The 18,137-nt window shown below is 45.7% G+C and carries 21 protein-coding genes and 1 tRNA gene; 14 read left to right on the top strand and 8 right to left on the bottom strand.

Annotation, left to right across the window (positions count from 1 at the left end):
* Positions 1 to 50: 50 nt before the first annotated feature.
* Both QUB06_RS31540 and QUB06_RS31535 read right to left on the bottom strand, forming a co-directional pair.
* Positions 51 to 893: a cobalamin-binding protein gene (locus QUB06_RS31540; protein ID WP_333438637.1), complete on the bottom strand. Its 843-nt coding sequence runs from the start codon at positions 891 to 893 to the stop codon at positions 51 to 53.
* Between the two features lie 89 nt (positions 894 to 982).
* On the bottom strand, positions 983 to 3,682 hold the full coding sequence (locus tag QUB06_RS31535; RefSeq protein ID WP_333438636.1) for a glycosyltransferase family 39 protein: 2,700 nt from the start codon (positions 3,680 to 3,682) through the stop codon (positions 983 to 985).
* Between the two features lie 133 nt (positions 3,683 to 3,815).
* On the opposite strand from QUB06_RS31535, the gene QUB06_RS31530 reads away from it, so the two are divergent.
* Positions 3,816 to 3,888 (top strand) — tRNA-Phe (locus QUB06_RS31530).
* A gap of 112 nt (positions 3,889 to 4,000) precedes the next feature.
* On the opposite strand, the gene QUB06_RS31525 is transcribed toward QUB06_RS31530, so the two are convergent.
* Complete coding sequence (locus QUB06_RS31525; RefSeq protein WP_333438635.1) at positions 4,001 to 4,345, bottom strand: hypothetical protein; 345 nt, start codon at positions 4,343 to 4,345, stop codon at positions 4,001 to 4,003.
* A gap of 228 nt (positions 4,346 to 4,573) precedes the next feature.
* Here QUB06_RS31525 and bchI point away from each other — a divergent pair, with 228 nt between their 5' ends.
* Positions 4,574 to 5,689 carry a magnesium chelatase ATPase subunit I gene (gene bchI, locus QUB06_RS31520; protein WP_445251439.1) on the top strand — a complete coding sequence of 372 codons (1,116 nt, stop codon included), beginning with the start codon at positions 4,574 to 4,576 and terminating at the stop codon, positions 5,687 to 5,689.
* A gap of 90 nt (positions 5,690 to 5,779) precedes the next feature.
* Positions 5,780 to 6,313, top strand: a complete 534-nt coding sequence (gene ruvC, locus QUB06_RS31515) for a crossover junction endodeoxyribonuclease RuvC (RefSeq protein WP_333438634.1) — start codon at positions 5,780 to 5,782, stop codon at positions 6,311 to 6,313.
* A gap of 7 nt (positions 6,314 to 6,320) precedes the next feature.
* Here the strand turns inward: ruvC and QUB06_RS31510 are convergent, their stop codons facing one another.
* The gene (locus QUB06_RS31510; RefSeq protein WP_333402419.1) at positions 6,321 to 6,890 is read right to left on the bottom strand and encodes a Uma2 family endonuclease; all 570 of its coding nucleotides are present in this window, start codon (positions 6,888 to 6,890) and stop codon (positions 6,321 to 6,323) included.
* Between the two features lie 371 nt (positions 6,891 to 7,261).
* Here QUB06_RS31510 and QUB06_RS31505 point away from each other — a divergent pair, with 371 nt between their 5' ends.
* Complete coding sequence (locus tag QUB06_RS31505) at positions 7,262 to 7,636, top strand: hypothetical protein (RefSeq protein WP_333438633.1); 375 nt, start codon at positions 7,262 to 7,264, stop codon at positions 7,634 to 7,636.
* A 106-nt stretch (positions 7,637 to 7,742) separates the two neighbouring features.
* Here the strand turns inward: QUB06_RS31505 and QUB06_RS31500 are convergent, their stop codons facing one another.
* Complete coding sequence (locus QUB06_RS31500) at positions 7,743 to 8,012, bottom strand: hypothetical protein (protein WP_333438632.1); 270 nt, start codon at positions 8,010 to 8,012, stop codon at positions 7,743 to 7,745.
* A gap of 254 nt (positions 8,013 to 8,266) precedes the next feature.
* Here QUB06_RS31500 and QUB06_RS31495 point away from each other — a divergent pair, with 254 nt between their 5' ends.
* From QUB06_RS31495 to QUB06_RS31480, 4 genes are all read left to right on the top strand, one after another.
* Positions 8,267 to 9,490 carry a hypothetical protein gene (locus tag QUB06_RS31495; protein ID WP_333438631.1) on the top strand — a complete coding sequence of 408 codons (1,224 nt, stop codon included), beginning with the start codon at positions 8,267 to 8,269 and terminating at the stop codon, positions 9,488 to 9,490.
* Between the two features lie 10 nt (positions 9,491 to 9,500).
* Entirely contained in the window at positions 9,501 to 9,734 is a 234-nt protein-coding gene (locus QUB06_RS31490) for a hypothetical protein (RefSeq protein ID WP_333438630.1), read from the top strand.
* A 168-nt stretch (positions 9,735 to 9,902) separates the two neighbouring features.
* Positions 9,903 to 10,130, top strand: a complete 228-nt coding sequence (locus QUB06_RS31485; protein ID WP_333438629.1) for a hypothetical protein — start codon at positions 9,903 to 9,905, stop codon at positions 10,128 to 10,130.
* A gap of 36 nt (positions 10,131 to 10,166) precedes the next feature.
* Positions 10,167 to 10,544 (top strand): hypothetical protein, encoded by a 378-nt coding sequence (locus QUB06_RS31480; RefSeq protein ID WP_333438628.1) that lies wholly within the window; start codon positions 10,167 to 10,169, stop codon positions 10,542 to 10,544.
* 122 nt (positions 10,545 to 10,666) lie between these two features.
* Here the strand turns inward: QUB06_RS31480 and QUB06_RS31475 are convergent, their stop codons facing one another.
* The 3 genes from QUB06_RS31475 to QUB06_RS31465 all read right to left on the bottom strand — a co-directional run bounded on the left by QUB06_RS31475 (position 10,667) and on the right by QUB06_RS31465 (position 13,024).
* Complete coding sequence (locus QUB06_RS31475) at positions 10,667 to 11,002, bottom strand: ribulose bisphosphate carboxylase small subunit (RefSeq protein WP_006632945.1); 336 nt, start codon at positions 11,000 to 11,002, stop codon at positions 10,667 to 10,669.
* A 44-nt stretch (positions 11,003 to 11,046) separates the two neighbouring features.
* Positions 11,047 to 11,457, bottom strand: a complete 411-nt coding sequence (rcbX, locus tag QUB06_RS31470) for a RuBisCO chaperone RbcX (protein WP_333258351.1) — start codon at positions 11,455 to 11,457, stop codon at positions 11,047 to 11,049.
* Positions 11,458 to 11,593: 136 nt separating this feature from the next.
* A complete protein-coding gene (locus tag QUB06_RS31465; RefSeq protein ID WP_190660564.1) occupies positions 11,594 to 13,024 on the bottom strand; it encodes a form I ribulose bisphosphate carboxylase large subunit in 1,431 nt (476 codons plus the stop codon).
* Between the two features lie 160 nt (positions 13,025 to 13,184).
* Here QUB06_RS31465 and QUB06_RS31460 point away from each other — a divergent pair, with 160 nt between their 5' ends.
* The 6 genes from QUB06_RS31460 (at position 13,185) to QUB06_RS31435 (ending at position 17,904) form a co-directional block, all read left to right on the top strand.
* Positions 13,185 to 13,334: a hypothetical protein gene (locus QUB06_RS31460; protein WP_333438627.1), complete on the top strand. Its 150-nt coding sequence runs from the start codon at positions 13,185 to 13,187 to the stop codon at positions 13,332 to 13,334.
* A 301-nt stretch (positions 13,335 to 13,635) separates the two neighbouring features.
* The gene (locus QUB06_RS31455; protein ID WP_333438626.1) at positions 13,636 to 15,393 is read left to right on the top strand and encodes a serine/threonine-protein kinase; all 1,758 of its coding nucleotides are present in this window, start codon (positions 13,636 to 13,638) and stop codon (positions 15,391 to 15,393) included.
* Between the two features lie 19 nt (positions 15,394 to 15,412).
* Positions 15,413 to 15,892, top strand: coding sequence for a hypothetical protein (locus tag QUB06_RS31450; protein ID WP_333438625.1), 480 nt, complete (start codon positions 15,413 to 15,415; stop codon positions 15,890 to 15,892).
* Between the two features lie 95 nt (positions 15,893 to 15,987).
* Positions 15,988 to 16,827, top strand: coding sequence for a hypothetical protein (locus QUB06_RS31445; RefSeq protein ID WP_333438624.1), 840 nt, complete (start codon positions 15,988 to 15,990; stop codon positions 16,825 to 16,827).
* Positions 16,828 to 16,848: 21 nt separating this feature from the next.
* Entirely contained in the window at positions 16,849 to 17,334 is a 486-nt protein-coding gene (locus QUB06_RS31440) for a hypothetical protein (RefSeq protein ID WP_333438623.1), read from the top strand.
* A gap of 153 nt (positions 17,335 to 17,487) precedes the next feature.
* Positions 17,488 to 17,904 (top strand): aspartyl protease family protein, encoded by a 417-nt coding sequence (locus QUB06_RS31435; RefSeq protein WP_333438622.1) that lies wholly within the window; start codon positions 17,488 to 17,490, stop codon positions 17,902 to 17,904.
* Positions 17,905 to 18,137: the final 233 nt, after the last annotated feature.

Below are 18,137 nucleotides of genomic sequence, written 5' to 3'. Positions count from 1 at the left end.
TCATTGGATTTCTCACCGGATGGTCCTGGATTTTACAGGCTTTATCTCTATCACATCTTTAAAAAAATGGTATAAGAATTGCCGTCCGTTATGTAAACTTTCCCAGTTTTTACTGCTTGCAAATTAGCCCATTCTGCGTATTTAGTTATTTGCATTGCTTCGCTGCGAGTGCGGTTTAAATCAAAGCCGCAAGGCATGAAAATAATTACATCGGGATTAGCTTCTACTAGCGATTCCCATTTTAACCAAGGGGAATGTTCCCCGACAATTCCAAACAGCGAATTGCCTCCCGCCATTGCCACTAATTCGGGAATCCAGTTACCGGCAGCCATCAAAGGCTCAATCCACTCGATGCAGGCTACTTTGGGAAGTCTCTCTTTTGTGGTAAGAATAGATGATGCTTGTGTTTGGGAGATAATAGCATCGATGCGGGATTGCAAAAGGTCGATCGCACTTTTGCCATTTACGCCCAAAGCATCAGCAACTCGCTGAATATCCGTCCAGATTTCTGCTAGCAGATTCGGCTGCAAAGAAATAATTTCCGGCTTACTATTTACCAGCGTGCTTACCGCTTGTTCAACCTCTGTTAGAGAACAAGCGCAGACTTCACATTGAGCTTGAGTAATAATGTGAGTTGGCTGCAATTTTTCCAAAGTATCTATTTCTACTTTATAGACACTCAGCGCATTTTGCAACAATTCTGTCACGCGGTTGTGAATTTCGCTGCTAGTTCCTTCGGGATTAAATTTAGGCTGAGTGCAAACAGGTAAATTTTGGATTTCTGGGGGATAGTCGCATTCGTGGGAACGGCCCACAATTGCATCGGTTAATCCTAAAAGTGCTACAATTTCGGTGGCGCTGGGAATTAGAGAGATTATTCTTGGTTGGTTCATTGGTTTTCTGTTTTTTACAGATTTATCAGCACAGGCTTTACAGATTTATCAGCACAGGCGGGACGCCCGTGCCACAATAAAAGGGATTGTTAAATTTTTATTTTTTTTAAGTATTGCAAATCTTGCCATGCTTGAATGAGATTACCTTGCATCAGAGCAGCTACACCGTTTAAAATTCTAATTTCCGGTAGATTGGAGTTGAGAGCGAGAGCAGGTTTTAAGGCTATTTGAGCGGCTTTGGGATGCCAGCCGTACAGGTGTACGAAAGCGAGATATGCGTAAGCGTAAGGGTTTTTTGAGTCGAGTTGAGTGACTTTTTCTAACGCGACGATCGCACTTTTGACATTCTGCTGCAATACTCTAGAAAATGCCAAAGCATAAGCCAATTCGAGATTATTTGGTTCCTGCTGCAACCGATATTCTAACGATTGTTCCGCTTGCACGGTATAATCTTGAATTGGATCGTACTGATTGATGCGCCCAATCTGCTCGAACACGGGTTCTAAACCGGGCAATCCTTTGGGTAAATTAACCGCCATCGCCCGCAATTGAGTCGCCAAATCTAACTCAGGCTTATCTGTATTATTCTCGTTCCCAGGCTCTGCCTGGAAACGCATATCCCGAGGCTCTGCCTCGATTTTAACACTCACTGCTGGCACATTAATCGGATAAGTTTCGCCGGTTTTCCGATTTAGATAAGTAGCTTGCAGATTGTAAGTTCCCGGTGCAATATTAGCAGGAGGAAGCATCGCCGTGCGATCGACAACTCGAAACCCCACAACAAATTTATCCGCTTCCAGCATCCCCGGATGCAAAGTCCCCTGGGCGATCGCGCGATCGTGTAAAATCCTTAAAGTCTGTCCCGGTGGAATATTGGCAGACTGCTGATTTTGCCACGTTACCAACACTAAACCAGACTGTAACTGCTGCCAAGGCCCAGACCAAGTATAAGTAACCGGCAGCGCGACTCCGGGAACTGCTTTTCCAGCGACAGTAACTCGATCTAATTGTACTTGCGATCGCGCTTCGTTCAACGGCTGTATTTCGACAGGCTGCACTCGCTTGCGATAAAGATTTAAATTAGTATAATCGGGCAAAACCCAAGTTTTATCTAACTCAAACTTATCACCTTTTTCAATTGCCGAAACCGCTGCATTTTGAGCTTTTTTAATCCGTTCGCGAATCGAACCTTGCGGGCCACTTTTAGTTACGAACCAAGAGAGCGATCGCACATCTTGCGGCACTTGTTTTAAATTCGTTCCCACCTGCCGCCCGTAAACCTGAAAATTCGCTAAAGCACCGTAAAAATTTAAATTATGCTGGTTAATTTCCGGCGTCGAAGGCAACACGCCTAAAGTAGATTGCAAATAAGGTTCCCTATCAATAATTTCGGCAATTACCTCTCGGTGCGGCCACTCTTTCCCCAAGTAAGGATAGTTAGAATTGCCGGGACTGATAATTTGGGCTAAGCTATTTCCCAGAGCATCTCCCAGCGGCAAGATATGGAATAGCATTGCCAGAATTGCCAAGCCCATTGTACCCCACCGAATTTGTCGTCCCCACCGAGAAGGCCACAGCGTTAAACAGTAGGCTAAGAAAATAGATACAACTGGCAAATAAGGTATCACATATCGGTCGTCTTTGTTGATATTTAGAGAATTAATTAAATAAGCTCCTCCCCAGAAAACAGCCAGCCAGCGACAGGAGTTGAGATAAAAGATTGACGAACTATCTTGCCGACGACGCCAATAAAGTATCAATCCCACTAACGGAATAAGTAACAAAGGCCAAGAAATGTGTTCGGGTAAGTGTTGACCGTAGTAAATCCAAGCGTCGATCGTATTGAGGGCCGGATCTCCTTCGGCGATCGCAGAATCCAGCGTTGCCCGTTTTCCCCCGGTCAAAATTAACAGCCAATTGGTTTTCGCCCACGGGCCAAACACCGCCACCGACAGCAACAAAGCACCAGTTAATTGACCTAATCTCCCCCAAGCTTTTTGCCGCACAGCACCCACAGCCAGCCACACAATCGGGGTAAACAGAAATAATACGGTAGTGTGTTTAACTAATATTGATAAGCCGAGAGAAATTCCAAAGGCGATCGCCCAAAACCAAGACGATCGAGAAAGAGAAAAAAATTGTCCTTCTCCTCCATAATTCATCCGTGTATCCGCGTCAAAATCCGTGTCGTGCCTTCCTGATTCCTTCTTCCTTATTTCTCCTTCTCCTCCATAATTCATCCGTGTATCCGTGTCAAAATCCGTGTCGTGCCTTCCTGATTCCTGCTTCCACATTGTCAGACAATAGAAAGCAAAAGTAATCGCCGCAGTGAGGGGATAGTCGAGCAAAAATTGCAAGCGGAACCGATAAAGTCCCGGTAACAAAACGCAAATAGCAGCGGCCCACAAACCGACTTGCCGGTTAAATAATTGGACGCCCAGACTGTAGACTGAAGCGAGGAGAATAGCACTAAATAATAGATGAACGAGGGTTGCCCGATCGCCCCCAGTACCGAAAACCTGAAGAAACGGAACCGTTAAGATGTATGCCAAGGGCGGAATTTTCGTCGAAAGCAGCCAGAAGTTTGTCCACCACTCCCCGGAAAACCACTGAGGATGCTGCAACGCCTGCAAGTATTTCAGGCTGCTAGTCAGGTAGTCTGCTTGATCCCACGCCGGGACAGATCGATCGAGGGCAAACCAGAGGCGATCGCTAATTGCCCCCAGCAGCCAAATTATGCCCAAGACAAGCAGACTCTTGCCCTCGCTGTCCCGATGTTGCTGTGCCATTGCGGTTCTTGGATTTTAGGTTGCAGCTTTTAGCTTACAGGCGGGCGGTTCCGGGCGATCGAAAAATTAATTGAGAAAAGTGCTTGCTAAATTCTGTATGTGTCTGCTAAGATAGTAAAGCGCGAAAAAACAAGCCGGGATAGCTCAGTTGGTAGAGCAGTGGACTGAAAATCCACGTGTCACGAGTTCAAGTCTCGTTCCTGGCATCGCAAAGCCCTCACAAAGTTGAGGGCTTTTTATTTGGGAAACTTGAGCCAACAAAATAATGACCAATGGCATTTAAGTCTCGGCTTGCTGTGGGAGAGACAAAGCATCGACTCATCCGTGAACCTCTCGTGCCTTGCGAAACTTTTCCTGCAATTGCTCGATGGCAGTCTCTAAGGGGATTCCCTCACCCCGCGATAGTTCCGCCTCCGCTTCCTCCACCGAAGAGCGCACCTCCTCCACCCACTCCCAATAATGCTGGCGTGTTTGAGTCAAAGTCTGGAGGGCTTTTGTAATCACCTCTTCCGGCGAGCTAAACTGCCCCAATGCTAATTGCGCTTCGATCAATTTCACCTGCTCAGGACTCAAAGTAATATTCATAAAAATCTCCGGGAGTCTCGCTGACACAAATCCCTTTTCTAACAATAGCGCTACTTTCTGGGCAGTGCGATCGTCCATAAAAATTGCTGCACAGTGCCGGATGTGCCAAGTTGATTGAAACTTTTTTTAAATAAACACTCGTACTCGTTATCCTGTTGAAGGGGCTCAGTGCTCTGTGGGAATCCTACAACTACGCGCGTGCGAAGCTATCCCGTTCGCGAAGCGTTCCCGAAGGGTAGGGAATCGCCCCAGACAATCCCTTATCCCCTACAATAAACAAGCAATTATTATATTTTGAGTTATCCTGTGAGTCCTACTGCCGAAGTCAGCAATACCCTGAATGCGGGCGTTCTACCAACCGTTACCGCTACCGCAGCCCGTCGCGCTGTTTTTCCCTTCACTGCAATTGTTGGCCAGGAGGAGATGAAACTGGCGCTGCTGTTGAATGTCATCGATCCCAAAATTGGCGGGGTGATGATTATGGGCGATCGAGGTACTGGCAAATCTACCACAATCCGCGCCCTCACTGATTTGCTGCCGGAAATTGAGGTGGTGGCTGACGATCCTTTTAACAGTCATCCCACCGATCCAGATTTGATGAGCGACGAGGTGCGCGATCGCACTATGTCTCAAAATGACATTAAAATCGCCCGCAAAAAAGTCCAAATGGTAGATTTACCTTTGGGCGCGACCGAAGACCGAGTTTGCGGTACGATCGACATCGAGAAAGCTTTGTCAGAAGGTGTTAAAGCTTTTGAACCCGGGCTTTTAGCTAAAGCTAACCGCGGCATTCTGTACGTTGATGAAGTCAATTTGCTCGACGATCATTTAGTCGATGTTTTGCTCGACTCGGCCGCCAGCGGTTGGAATACGGTTGAAAGAGAAGGCATTTCGATCCGCCACCCGGCTAAGTTTATTTTAATCGGTTCCGGGAATCCAGAAGAAGGAGAATTGCGGCCGCAGTTGCTCGACAGATTCGGGATGCACGCAGAAATTCGGACTGTAAAAGACCCGAATTTAAGAGTGGAAATTGTCGAACAGCGATCGAGTTTTGACCAAAATCCGGCGGAGTTTCTCGCGAAATATCAGCGCGAACAAGATGAGATGCAGCAGAAGTTGGTGGAAGCCCAGGAAAGATTGAAATCGGTAACTATCGATCGAGAGTTGCGGGTGAAAATCTCCCAAGTTTGCGCGGAATTGGACGTAGACGGGCTGCGGGGCGATTTGGTGACGAATCGGGCTGCGAAAGCTTTCACGGCTTTGGAATGCCGCACAGAGGTAACTGTGGACGATATTCGCCGGGTGATGACTCTGTGTTTGCGGCACAGGTTGCGGAAAGACCCGCTAGAATCAATAGATTCGGGCTATAAAGTGACTAAAGTGTTCGATCGGGTATTCGGCCTAGAAACAACTGAGGGGTAATTAATAATTGGTAATTGGTAATGGGTGGTGAGGAAACATTTCCCAAATTTTTAAGGCCTCCTTCCCCAGTTCCAATTACTAATTCTGGCAATGGAAAAACGAATTTTAGGATTAGATCCCGGCTTAGCAAATCTCGGCTACGGGGCAATTTGCTGTCAAGTTGTCCCCGGCAAACAAGATGAAAACTTGGTTTCCATGATTGATTGCGGCGTCATACAAACAACGCCCAAACAGGAAATGGGACAGCGGTTGAAAACAATTTACGATGATTTGCACGAGGTAATTGAACAGATTAAGCCTGATGTAGCAATTGCCGAAAAACTGTTCTTTTACAAGATGGGAAATACCATACTGGTAGCGCAAGCGCGGGGCGTTTTGACGCTAGTATTGGCGCAGTGTGGAGTGCCGTTATTCGAGTTTACGCCGGCTCAAATTAAGCAAGCTTTGACCGGGCGCGGTAATGCGGATAAATCTGAAGTGCAAGAGGCCGTGGCGCGGGAGTTGGAGTTAGGTTATATTCCGAAACCCGACGATGCGGCGGATGCTTTGGCGGTGGCTTTGACGGGTTGGTACGATGATGATATTTGTCCGAAGAAAATACAGTTGGAAACAGAAAAAGTTTGATGCAATATCAAATCATGGGCAAATTAAGCACAAATCCGGGCAAGACATCTTCTCCCGATAAACTTACAGGAAATTGTACAATCTCTACTTCGCGAGAAGGGCGATAAATTTCTACTTGTTCGTCTTGAGGATTAATTAGCCAACCCAAGCGCAAGCCGCTGTTTAGGTATTCCTGCATTTTCTCCTGAAGCGGCCGCAGCGGGTCTGTGCGCGAGCGCAATTCTATGACAAAATCAGGACAAATCGGCGGAAATTTCTCTTGTTGTTCATCCGTTAAAGCAGACCATCTTTCCAAGCTAACCCAAGCCGCATCAGGCGATCGATCGCCATTATTGGGCAATCGAAAAATTGTCGAAGAACTAAACACTCTCCCTAGCTGCGTTTGTTGATTCCACATCCAAACCAAGCCAATTAAATCGGCTTCTCGATTGCCGCTGACTCCGCCTACTGGTGACATAATGATAATTTCTCCTTTAGCAGTCCGTTCAAATTGCCAATCTCGATTCATCTGGCATAAACGGTAAAACTGTTCGTCTGTTAGTTCGACAGTATCTAAGTTTAAAGTAACGGTTGTCATTTTTCCCAACTCCCTAGAAATATGAGTTCTGCAAACCTATTTTAGCGCTGCTTTTTGTCAAAAATCGACGAAACTAATCTAATTTAACATCAGTCCTCTGCAAAAACAGTTAAGCTTTGAAATGGGTTTAAACCCCAGGCGGGCTAGGGCGTCAATGCCATATATCGAGCGCATTTAACATCATTCCTATGTCAGAGCACTTAAGCTTTGACACGGGTTCAAGCCCCAGGCGGACTATTGCGAAGTCCAAAATATTAGTTGAAAATGTAATGAGGTTCGATCGCCCAATTCCACCTTCACTCCAAAAAATGCTATAATATCCACTTTAATTGCTAAACTTATCCCGCCAGCCGAGAACACAGGAAAATAATATGATGATTATTACCTCCCAACAAATTGCCCAGTTTCGCTCGCAATTAGCCGAATATCCCGAAGCCCTAAAAGCCCTAGACGCAATCGAAGATTGCGAAGGTAACATCGAAGATGCAGCGATATCTCTAGCAATTCAAGCCGGACAAGAACCGAATATATCAGAAAATTGGTTAGACGGATTAGCCAAAAGATGCCGCGTTGCTATCTGCAAATCAGAGGTTAAAGAAGAGTTGACCAACGGACAATTGAATGCAGCCTTTAGAGATTTAGTTGCAGCAAAAATTTGCCCGGAGATTTTGGTGACATCGGTAATTATTTATGTATTTAAAACTGGGGTGAATGATTTTTGCGAGCCTCTCGAATATAAACTGTAAAGCCATCGCTGCATTTAAAAATTAGGTGAAGCGAAGCTATCCCAAAGGGTAGGGAATCGCCCTCATTTCTCAAAACATGATACAACGAGGCGATCGCAACTCTTCTCTACCCCTTTGCACTACTGTAGCCGCCCGACCTCAAATCCGGCGACAAACCCAAAGATTTCCCCAGCAAACGAGCAAGTTGCACTAAAAAATTAGCAGTATCTTCGTCACCTTCGCGCGCCATTGAAGCCGATATCTGGATTAGCATTTGCACAAATCCCGCATCAATTAAATCGGAACGCGAACTCAAAACCTCTGGCTCTTGGCCGTTGGGACAGGTAAGCACTCGCTCGATTAAGTTCAAATAAGCCTCTTGGCGTTCTGGATTCATTTTGGCAGAAGCTCTACAGTAAATAATTTATTATTACGTTTAACTCAGTCCTGTCAATCAGGCGATCGAATAAGCGATCCCCGTTTTTACTCTAGAAACTCCATTCAGTCAGGAATAGACAGAAGCTTAAAGAAAATCTTAAGTTTCCCCATGCTAGTTTAGTCGAGGTAAGCTGCCCCGATGCGCCCCCTAGAATTCAAGCTAAGCTGCGCCAATAATAACCCTAAGATTCAAGAGAATTAAGAATATACAAAATGAAAATAGGAATATTTTTAGGAAATCTCGGAAACCCCGCCATTTACTATCCCAAACTCGCCACAATTACCGGCGGAGTCGCGGCGAGCATTTTTCTTTGCCAATTATTGCAATGGCAATCACAAAAGTCCAACTCCGGCGAATGGGTTAAAACCAACAGCAACGAAATTGAAAAAGCCACCGGTTTAAATCGCGAAGAACAAGAACTCGCGAGACGCCTGCTAAAAGTGCGATCGCTCCTGAAAGAAAAATTAACAAATCCCAACACGGACACCCTAGAACTCTGGGCGGACATTGACGCTTTCGAGGAAAAACTCAATAACTTTTGGACACCGAATCCGCCAGATATTATAACACCGATAAGTCGCGAAAATAACAATCACCCTGTAGAAATTTTCCGCGAAACATCACCCCCAAATCATGTAGTTAAAACCGACAAATATTTCGGGCAACCCCGCCAGCAAATAGCCGTTGCTGTCACCCCGAATTACCGATTTAGCGGCCCTTGGAATTCCCAAGAAGAACTGCACAATTTTCAACGAGCCTTAGAAGCCTATGCTCAAGAGCGCAACTTAGGATTTGGCAATCCTTCTGGATGGGCATTTAAAATTATTGACAGCATGACAAAAGGCTTAACCTCGACTTTTTGGGATGAATTTATCGCGGGAATTCCTTTAGGAGAAAGTCAGAAAGTTAAGCGAGATTGGGAAATCGAACCAGAAGTGCCTTATCCTGCTTTTGAAGAAGAGCGAATTCAGTATTACGTGCACAAAGGCGAACCGCTAGAAGCAGCAGTCTCTAAAGCCCGTGCTGATTTGAGAAACCCGGTTTTGGGCAAAGATTTGTGGGAGGGATTTCTGCGAAAGTGCGATCGTATTGCTGATGATGCACTAAAAGCCAAAAACCAGGGCGTTGACACACCATATCTGCCGTCTTCCTTCAACGAAAAACAGCGAATCACCAAGGATAGCGTTATGCGGAAATTAGGGGCGATCGCGCCGCAATTAACCCTCAATCAATCCACATCTGAAACAATTGCTGAACCGCCAAAACTAGAGCAAAAAGAGCTGCCAACCGCCGCCGAAATCCCCAGTATTTCCTCTTTGCAAAAAGCTTACCAAACTCCTCTAGGCCGAAGTATAGTAGAAAAACAAATCGCTGCAAACCCAGACTGGGGATACGAAATAGTTGACGATGAAATAGTCGAATCAATCCCTTTTTAATGAGGCTGATATGAAACAAATTAGCGAGATCAATCCGCTGGGGGAAGAGCGACCAAATCCTTCTGAGCAAGAGAGAGAAAAACTGCGAGGGCAAAGGTTGCAGCGAGAAAGAGATGAAGCATATCAAAAGTTAGTTGAACTCTGCAATTTAGGCGAATGCGATATGGCCGAGCAGTTGGCAAATCGCAACTCTAATTGGGGTTATGAAATAGTTGATGGAATTGTGATGGAAAGGATAGATTAGGTTCGCAGTTATCCCATTTGTCACTTTCATGGGCGGGCAAGATGCCCGCCCCACAAAAAATTTAATATGTCGTGGAACAGGCAAGATGCCTGTTCCTAAAAATGGTACAAATTGACTATCACAATTTCTATGTTATAATTATAACTAAAAATTTAATAACTATCAAACATGACAATAACTATTAACGCCAAAAATATAATGCTCGGTGAAGTCAGTCAATTTTTGAAATTCCAAGATCAGCTTAATAATGACACGTACACAAATTTTTTATCCTTAGAATCCTTAACAGAGATAGAACAGTTAGAACTCGCCCAAATCCGCAACGATTTTCGCGAATACCTCTCAGTGGAAAGAGTCTCTGAAGGACTGGTACAAGCTTTAACTACCTTTCCCTGAATGCGATTGGGTGGCTTCTACCGCCGCCCAATCAAGATGAGTCTAGAAGAAGACATTGCTAACATAACTATAGAAGATAAAGACACAACGATTACAGGCAGATTTGACATTTTAGCAATCAATAAAGAGAAACAAATTGCCGCTGATATACCATTTTGGGTTTTAGTAATAGAATCTAAAAATAGTCTAATTGCTCCCCGCGCTGGTTTGCCCCAACTTCTAACTTACGCCTCTAAAAGTTTAGAATATCAAGAGTCTGTTTGGGGATTGGCAACTAGCGGAGAGTTTTATCAGTTTGTCAATATCCGCAGAGGAAATCCCCCAACCTATCAGCTAATGCCTTTTCTGACTTTGATGGAGTCCGAACCTTCAATTTTGTTGCTGCAAGTTTTAAAAGCTATTTGTAAGCTATAGCAGAAGGAAGAAGAAGGACTAAAGTCCTTAGTACAAACATAAAAAAAGAGGCAGAGAAAATTCCCCGCCTCCAATCTGCAATGACTGTTAACCTAAAAGTTAGATTAGTCAGCCAATACTTTTTAGTAGCCTCTGGTGTTCGGCTTGTGGACGATGAAGCTGAGCACTTGGCATTGCTTCACGTTGTCAAAACCCATGACGCGGATGTAGCAACTAGGATTATCTTGACGGCAAGCTTGAACTTCTGTCATGATTTCTTGGACGCTGCGAGCACCAAACAAAGGCAACTTCCACAGAGTCCAGTAGCGCATTTCAGCGGCAGAGGTTTCGTTGAATTCTACGCCGGGAATGTAGCCTTGATCCAAGATGTACTGGAGTTGCTTGGCAATTTGCGCGTCTGTCAGCGGGGGCAAATAGGACAGAGTTTCGTAACGACGCTCTTTAGGTAAAGTCTTCATTTTTGTATCTCTAAGGTGTGTGTTCGATCGCACTTGTCGATCGATTAACTCGACAAATTATCCAGATTCGGTTCAGAATCTATTGATGTTTCAGGATTACTGCTAGAAACAGACCAATTAAGTTGCGTAGTTCGCTCTAAATGCTGGCGTCTGTGTTCCATATTCGCCTGTTGAATGCCAGTACAAACCATTTCTGGCAAATATTCTGTCACATCGTGAGCCAGATACTCTCGCACAGTCATGATCCGAAAGCCTAAATCTTGATTTTCCAAAAGCAACTCTTGAATGTATGCTTCTCCATCTTGGATTTTGCCCTTAGTGGAAAACTCATTCAACCAGATTGCCAGAGGAGGATTGGTTTCGCTCAACTGAGCTACCACCATCCGCACGGATTGATAGGTTAGGTAACTTGCCAGCACCTTAGCGGTGTCTTTCGCAACTTGTTTGAGATCCATTTTGACCCCAGCTCCCTCAAATTTTAGATTTTGGATTTTAGATTTTGGATGCAAACTTACTTGTAAATCTTCTTCAAAGATAAAGACTCCACAGCAAGTTTGCTACCTAAAACCTAAAATCTCAAACCAAAAATCCTTAAAGGGTATCCATTGCCTCGAACTCAAACTTGATTTCTTTCCAGAGTTCGCAAGCAACAGCGAGTTCAGGAGACCATTTGCAAGCTTCGCGAATTACGTCGCCGCCTTCGCGCATCAAGTTGCGGCCTTCGTTACGAGCTTGGACGCAAGCTTCCAAAGCAACGCGGTTAGCAGTTGCACCAGGTGCATTACCCCAAGGGTGGCCCAAGGTGCCGCCGCCGAACTGTAAGCAGGAGTCGTCGCCGAAGATTTCCACCAAAGCCGGCATGTGCCAGATGTGGATACCACCAGAAGCAACCGGCATGACACCGGGCATGGAGGCCCAATCTTGGGTGAAGTAAATACCGCGGCTGCGGTCTTCTTCGATGTGGTCTTCGCGCATCAAGTCTACGAAGCCCATCGTGATGCCTTTTTCGCCTTCGAGTTTACCCACAACTGTACCGGAGTGCAGGTGGTCGCCGCCGGACATCCGCAAGCACTTGGCAAGCACGCGGAAGTGGATACCGTGGTTTTTCTGACGGTCGATAACTGCGTGCATGGCGCGGTGAATGTGCAGCAAAATACCGTTGCGGCGGCACCATTTAGCCAAGGTGGTGTTTGCAGTGAAACCACCGGTCAGGTAGTCGTGCATGATGATGGGGGTTTTGATTTCCTTCGCGAACTCAGCCCGCTCCATCATTTCTTCGCAGGTAGGGGCAGTTACGTTGAGGTAGTGACCCTTGACTTCGCCGGTTTCTGCTTGGGCTTTTTCAATAGCTTCTTGAACGAACAAGAAACGATCGCGCCAGCGCATGAACGGTTGCGAGTTGATGTTTTCGTCGTCTTTGGTGAAGTCCAAACCGCCGCGCAGAACTTCATAAACGGCACGGCCGTAGTTCTTAGCAGACAGACCCAATTTGGGCTTAATTGTACAACCCAGCAAAGGACGGCCGTACTTGTTCAATTTGTCCCGCTCAACGGTAATACCGTGAGGAGGGCCTTGGAAGGTTTTCAGGTAAGCAATGGGAATCCGCAAGTCTTCCAACCGCAGAGCGCGCAGAGCTTTGAAACCGAACACGTTACCCACCAAAGAGGTCAGCAAGTTGGTGACTGAACCTTCTTCAAACAAATCCAAAGGATAAGCAATGAAGCAGATATATTGGTTGTCTTCACCGGGAACTGGCTCGATGTCGTAGCAGCGACCTTTGTAGCGGTCGAGGTCGGTCAGGAGGTCAGTCCACACAGTTGTCCATGTACCTGTGGAAGATTCAGCAGCCACAGCAGCGCCTGCTTCTTCTGGGGGTACTCCCGGCTGCGGTGTTACCCGGAAAGCCGCCAAAACATCTGTATCCTTTGGGGTGTAGTCCGGCGTGTAATACGTTAGTTTATAGTCTTGAACTCCGGCTTTATACCCAGCCTTTGATTGAGTTTGGGTTTGCGCGTAAGCCATATCTCGCTTCCTAGTATTCGCTTAATTTTTTTGCCCGATCGCAGGCTGTTAAAAATATATCAATAAAGTGGCGCGCTGAGATTTTAATATTCTTTTAATCATCATAAGTATTGTTTATTTTGCTTTACATTAGGAAAATATTTGTAACATATCTTATGAAATGGCGGTGGCGAAGGATGCAGGAGGAAAGGCTGGGGATCGCAGAGTGGGGGGGAATTTCGCTCGATCGAAAGATATGGTGCAGCAAGCCGAACAGCGGATCAATACGGTTTATGTAAAGAATTTAATACTGAAAAATCAGAATTGGTAATGGGTAATGGGGCAGAGGGAAGTAGTTAGAAATACCTAAAGTTGTGGTTGGGAGTTAAGATCGATCTCAACTGCAATCCAGTATGCAATCTAAAATCCCAAATCCAAAATCTACAATCTAAAATCCCGTGACTTCCAGACCGCCAACTCAAAAATCGACAGCATAGCACATAATATGGACAGGACTTGTGCTCTCAAACCAAATCCGTCGTTACAGCCATTTAACCTCGCTGAAAACCGGGTTTCTGCGTTAGCGGCGCGTAAGTCTACTATGGATATTTAGCCCCATTTTTACTCTGGTTGTGCCTCACCCCCCTTCAAAAGCCGTTCACTGCATCAATCCAGATTGCCCAAGGCCCTACCCTCAGACTTGGGGCAACAATTTTTGTCATAGTTGCGGGGCTCCGCTGCAGCTAAAAAATCGCTATGTGCCTCTAGAAAGCCTCGCTTCCGGGGGTTTTGCAGCGATTTTCACAGTTTGGGACAAAGAAACTCAAACCGAGCGCGTTCTGAAAGTGTTGCTCGAAACTGCCCCGAAAGCGCTGAAACTGTTCGAGCAAGAAGCTTGGGTTTTGGCACGTTTGCGGCACCCCGGCGTCCCTAGAGTCGATCCTGACGGTTATTTTCACGTCCAAACGCAAAATTTTGCAGGCGGCGAGGGAAATCCTGCGGCGAAGCGGCTGCCTTGTTTGGTAATGGAAAAGATTCACGGCAAAACTTTAGAAGAAGTTCTCGACGAGCACCCTCAAGGATGTCCGCAGGAATGGGTGTTTAGTTGGCTGAGTCAAGCTGTGGAAATTTTAGAGGAGTTGCACAGGTCTCAGATTATTCACCGCGACATTAAACCCTCAAATTTGATGCTGCGAGATCCCGAATCGCCCCAAGTTTTGCTTAACAAGGGTTTGGGCGGACTGCAATTGGTGACGATCGACTTTGGGGGAGTTAAACAGATGGGCGGTGTCGAACCGGTGGGGAAAGATTCTCCGAGTTCGACGCGGTTGATTTCGCCCGGGTACAGTCCGCCGGAACAAATTGTGGGCGGTGGTGTGGTGCCGGCAACGGATTTTTATGCCCTGGGGCGGACTTGCATTCACTTGCTGACGGGGAAATATCCGGCGGAAATTGAAGATCCGATGACGGGAGAGTTGCGGTGGCGCCACATTGTATCTGTGAGTCCGGCTTTGGCGAATTTGTTGGACGATATGGTGCGATCGAACGTGCGGGAACGTCCGGCGACGGCTGGCGATGTTCGGGCGCGTTTGCAGGAGATTTATGCTAGGAGTAAGGGCAAAATCGCGATCGCCCCAATCGGCCAAGCTATTTTAGAATTCTGTCGGCAAGTAGTGGTGACGGGGGCGCAAAAAACCGCAAGTTTGACGGTTGTGCTGTTCGGCGCGATCGCCCAAATCGTGGTAGCTTCTCTGGATACCGGCTGGGAAATGGTGCTGGGTGCCGTTGGTGGAAGTGCGGGGGCGATCGGCGGTTTGGTTTTGGGTTATGCTTCGCCTATTGGCCCGGAAATTGCCAGTTTTCTGAATGAAGGTTTGCAGCAATTAATGCCTAACATGACTTTCGCTGTCGGGCCGGAAGTGCTGCTGTTTGGATTTGCGGGGTTCGGAACTGCGATCGGTTTGACGGATGCGGGGAGTTTTCGCCAGCAAAAACAGTATTGGCTGTCTGGATTGATGGGAGCTCAGGGTTATTTGTTGGCGGGTTTGTGCTGGATGGAAGCAACAGCTTCTAGCGGTGTGCAGGGGGTTATTTTGGGAGCTTTTGCGATCGCCTCTTTGACTGTGGGAATGGGTTTGCGGAGCCATCAATTAGTTCACGCTTTGGTTGTGGCTGTTTTCTCTACGGGAATGTTTCTGTTGCTGAATGCTTGGAACATTTTTCCGGGGAGTTTCTTTGGGATTTTGTCACTCTCTAACGTGACCTTCGGCTGGCTGCAAGTTTGGGGTTCAATTGTGTTCTTTGGTTTGTTGGGAAGTGCGATCGGGCTTTGTTTGGGAGTCAGTCATTATTTAGTTGTGCCCGTGCTCCGGTGGTTGGGCTGGAAGTAGGAATTAACACCAAATCACTATGCTAATCGAGTGGTTATCAATTAAGTCTGTCTCAAGATTTTCAATGGTTGGTGTTCTGGCGATCGCCCTTGTCCTCAGCAGCCCCAATATAGCCAAAGCCGAATCGCGAGAACAAGCCGTCGATCAATTGACCGATTTCTTATTCTACAGGGTTAATCCTCAGTTAAACAATCGCAAACTCCAAGCTGGCGATCGCGAATATAGCAATCAATGGCGGAGATTGCGCGAAGCGATCGATCCGCGAGTCAAGTCGGTACAAGAAGTCTGTTTTAGGCCAGCCCCAGAAGAGACAGGATGGGAATTCACGACAATTAACGGCGAAACCTACGAGCAAACCTACGATTTACTTGCAGATACAATTTTTTACAGTCGCCATCCTCAACGAACCGGACAGCCAATTCCCAAAAGCGATCGGATCGGCATTAGTGAATGGTCAGCAATTCGACGCGAAATGTATATTTCCAATTGTGGACTGTGAGATTCGATCGCCTTACACCGCAGCATTGATCGAAGATAATTCCTATAGTAGAGGTCATTTCTACACAACTCTGTAAAAAGAAAGGTTTTAAACCGATGAGTATGAAAAGTTGGATATGCGATCGCACTCTTGTTACAACCAGAATTATTGCACCCTTGCTTGGACTAATCGCCATTGGATATACAAGTTTGGCGGATGCTGCCCCACAGCAACAAGTTCCCAGCATAAATAGTGCAAACCTCGATACAACAACTAAAAAAAATTACCTGAATAATCCCGAAGAAAATTCAACAATCGAGGCTTTAAATAAAAAAGTTCAAGTCAGCATGGAAAATTCTGTAAATGCTTCAAGAAACATACCTCTTCAACAAGGTAGGCCATACAAAGAGGCGCGTCAAATCCTGATTAAACAAGGGTGGCAGCCCAGCTTACAAAGTCAACCCAACCTCAGAGATCGTTCGGTTAAAGAGCTATTTGATTTGGGATATAAAGAGATTAAGGATTGTTCTGGTACAGGAGAGGGGCCTTGTCGTTTTGAGTTTATCAATCAACAAGGAGAAGTGCTAGTTATAGTCGCTACGACAAGAGGTTCTGAAAATACAAAACGTTTTGTGAGGAATTGGTGGATTGAGAAAAAGGCAGATAGCCATCAACAAAAATCGTCATCAAACATAATTGAAGAAGGTCGTTATTGGTTGGGAGGTACGGATCAGGGTTTAGAGGTAAAGGGAAAACAATATCGATATTATGATGAGTCTAATATCGAGCGGCCGTGGCAACCTCTGTCTGAGTTACAATCTATCAAAAAAGGCGTTATTTTTGATGGAAAAATTTATTGGTGTTTATCTACTCTCGCACCTAAAACAGGAGGAAGTTCTTGTTCGAGAGATGGATGGCAACAAAAGATTTATCACCAGCGATATCGGGGAGATTGATAATTCTTATTGGGTTTAATCGTGCTAATTAAATCACTTTCAATTAAGTCAAAATCGAAGTTTTTATGGGTGTGTGCATTAGCTATAGCCCTTGTACTCGGTGGTTCCAATCTAGACTGTGCTACAGCGCGCGATTATGAATCACGCACTCAAGCTGTGGATAGGTTTACGGATTGGTTTTTTTATAGAGTGAATCCTCAATTAGGAGGCCGCAAATTGCGTTCTGACGATTCTTCTGCCTACATCCGCGAATGGAATGCTATTCGTAATACAGTGGATCGAGAAATGATTACTACACAGGGAGATTGCGTCGGTGATGCTTTCTGGGACTTCGATTATCGTTCTCATGGGCGATCGCTCGTTAGCGGAGCCCTCGAAGAGGATCGGATTGCAGATACAATTTGGGATATCCGCGATCCATCGGGTGACAAAACTCGTGCAGATGTTTCTAAACAAGAATGGCATAAGCTTCGTAATTTAATAATTAGAGAGCATTATTGCTATTAATTTGCAACAATTCTCAACACAATTTCAACAATAAAGAACAACAGCGCTTTTAGTTACAAATATTGTTAAAATGTAAAATATGCAGCCTAGATTGTAGATAATTTCGTCAAAAAGCAACGGAAACATTCTATAGCAAAACAAAAGGGTAAAAAAATGGGCCGAGTCACCGCAACAATAACCGTCACCAATCACATCGATGAAATTATGGGAGAAAGAGGGTTCATCCCCGCAGAGCAAATACGCTCTATCACCATCGATAACGTCTTAGTCGATACAGGCGCAACTCGACTCTGCTTACCAGCAGATATTATCAGTCAGTTGGGTTTGCCAATGCTAGGTGAAATCGACGGACATACGGCCATAGGAACCAGAAAATTTCGTCTGTTCAAAGATGTCACTCTTGCCGTAGCTGGAAGAGAAGGCAGGTATGATTGTGTAGAAATTCCCGCAGGAGAAGAACCTTTACTCGGCTTAATTCCCCTAGAAGATTTGGGTTTAGAACCAGACTTGAAAAATCAGCGGTTGATTGTTTTGCCTGCAGAGGGAAACCAAAGTTATATTCGCGTGTAAAATTCCTAGAGTTTTTGCCATAAATACACTGCCCATTGTCTTTTAGCATGAGGGGGGCGGGTTTACTATATACTTAGTTTTAAACATAGATGGTTGGTAAAACCCGCCCCTACATCGCGCAAATTGTACAGCGCAAATTATACAAGGACGAATCAGGTTAGAGAGTCGATGGCAGAGTGTCCCCTACCATCTCTCCTACAATTAGAGTCGATGCCTGTGTTACCACAGGACAC

It is taken from the genome of Microcoleus sp. D2_18a_D3 (assembly GCF_036702455.1).
Classification (GTDB): domain Bacteria; phylum Cyanobacteriota; class Cyanobacteriia; order Cyanobacteriales; family Microcoleaceae; genus Microcoleus.
This window is presented reverse-complemented; position numbering and strand designations above follow the sequence as displayed.

Coding starts and splice junctions, on each gene's coding strand:
- QUB06_RS31540 (WP_333438637.1), bottom strand. CDS start 893: ATGAACCAACCAAGAATAATCTCTCTAATTCCCAGCGCCACCGAAATT.
- QUB06_RS31465 (WP_190660564.1), bottom strand. CDS start 13,024: ATGGCTTACGCGCAAACCCAAACTCAATCAAAGGCTGGGTATAAAGCC.
- QUB06_RS31525 (WP_333438635.1), bottom strand. CDS start 4,345: ATGGACGATCGCACTGCCCAGAAAGTAGCGCTATTGTTAGAAAAGGGA.
- QUB06_RS31495 (WP_333438631.1), top strand. CDS start 8,267: ATGAAAATAGGAATATTTTTAGGAAATCTCGGAAACCCCGCCATTTAC.
- rcbX (WP_333258351.1), bottom strand. CDS start 11,457: ATGGATCTCAAACAAGTTGCGAAAGACACCGCTAAGGTGCTGGCAAGT.
- QUB06_RS31490 (WP_333438630.1), top strand. CDS start 9,501: ATGAAACAAATTAGCGAGATCAATCCGCTGGGGGAAGAGCGACCAAAT.
- QUB06_RS31500 (WP_333438632.1), bottom strand. CDS start 8,012: ATGAATCCAGAACGCCAAGAGGCTTATTTGAACTTAATCGAGCGAGTG.
- QUB06_RS31445 (WP_333438624.1), top strand. CDS start 15,988: ATGAGTATGAAAAGTTGGATATGCGATCGCACTCTTGTTACAACCAGA.
- QUB06_RS31535 (WP_333438636.1), bottom strand. CDS start 3,682: ATGGCACAGCAACATCGGGACAGCGAGGGCAAGAGTCTGCTTGTCTTG.
- QUB06_RS31450 (WP_333438625.1), top strand. CDS start 15,413: ATGCTAATCGAGTGGTTATCAATTAAGTCTGTCTCAAGATTTTCAATG.
- ruvC (WP_333438634.1), top strand. CDS start 5,780: ATGGAAAAACGAATTTTAGGATTAGATCCCGGCTTAGCAAATCTCGGC.
- QUB06_RS31460 (WP_333438627.1), top strand. CDS start 13,185: ATGGCGGTGGCGAAGGATGCAGGAGGAAAGGCTGGGGATCGCAGAGTG.
- QUB06_RS31505 (WP_333438633.1), top strand. CDS start 7,262: ATGATGATTATTACCTCCCAACAAATTGCCCAGTTTCGCTCGCAATTA.
- QUB06_RS31435 (WP_333438622.1), top strand. CDS start 17,488: ATGGGCCGAGTCACCGCAACAATAACCGTCACCAATCACATCGATGAA.
- QUB06_RS31485 (WP_333438629.1), top strand. CDS start 9,903: ATGACAATAACTATTAACGCCAAAAATATAATGCTCGGTGAAGTCAGT.
- QUB06_RS31475 (WP_006632945.1), bottom strand. CDS start 11,002: ATGAAGACTTTACCTAAAGAGCGTCGTTACGAAACTCTGTCCTATTTG.
- QUB06_RS31480 (WP_333438628.1), top strand. CDS start 10,167: ATGAGTCTAGAAGAAGACATTGCTAACATAACTATAGAAGATAAAGAC.
- QUB06_RS31510 (WP_333402419.1), bottom strand. CDS start 6,890: ATGACAACCGTTACTTTAAACTTAGATACTGTCGAACTAACAGACGAA.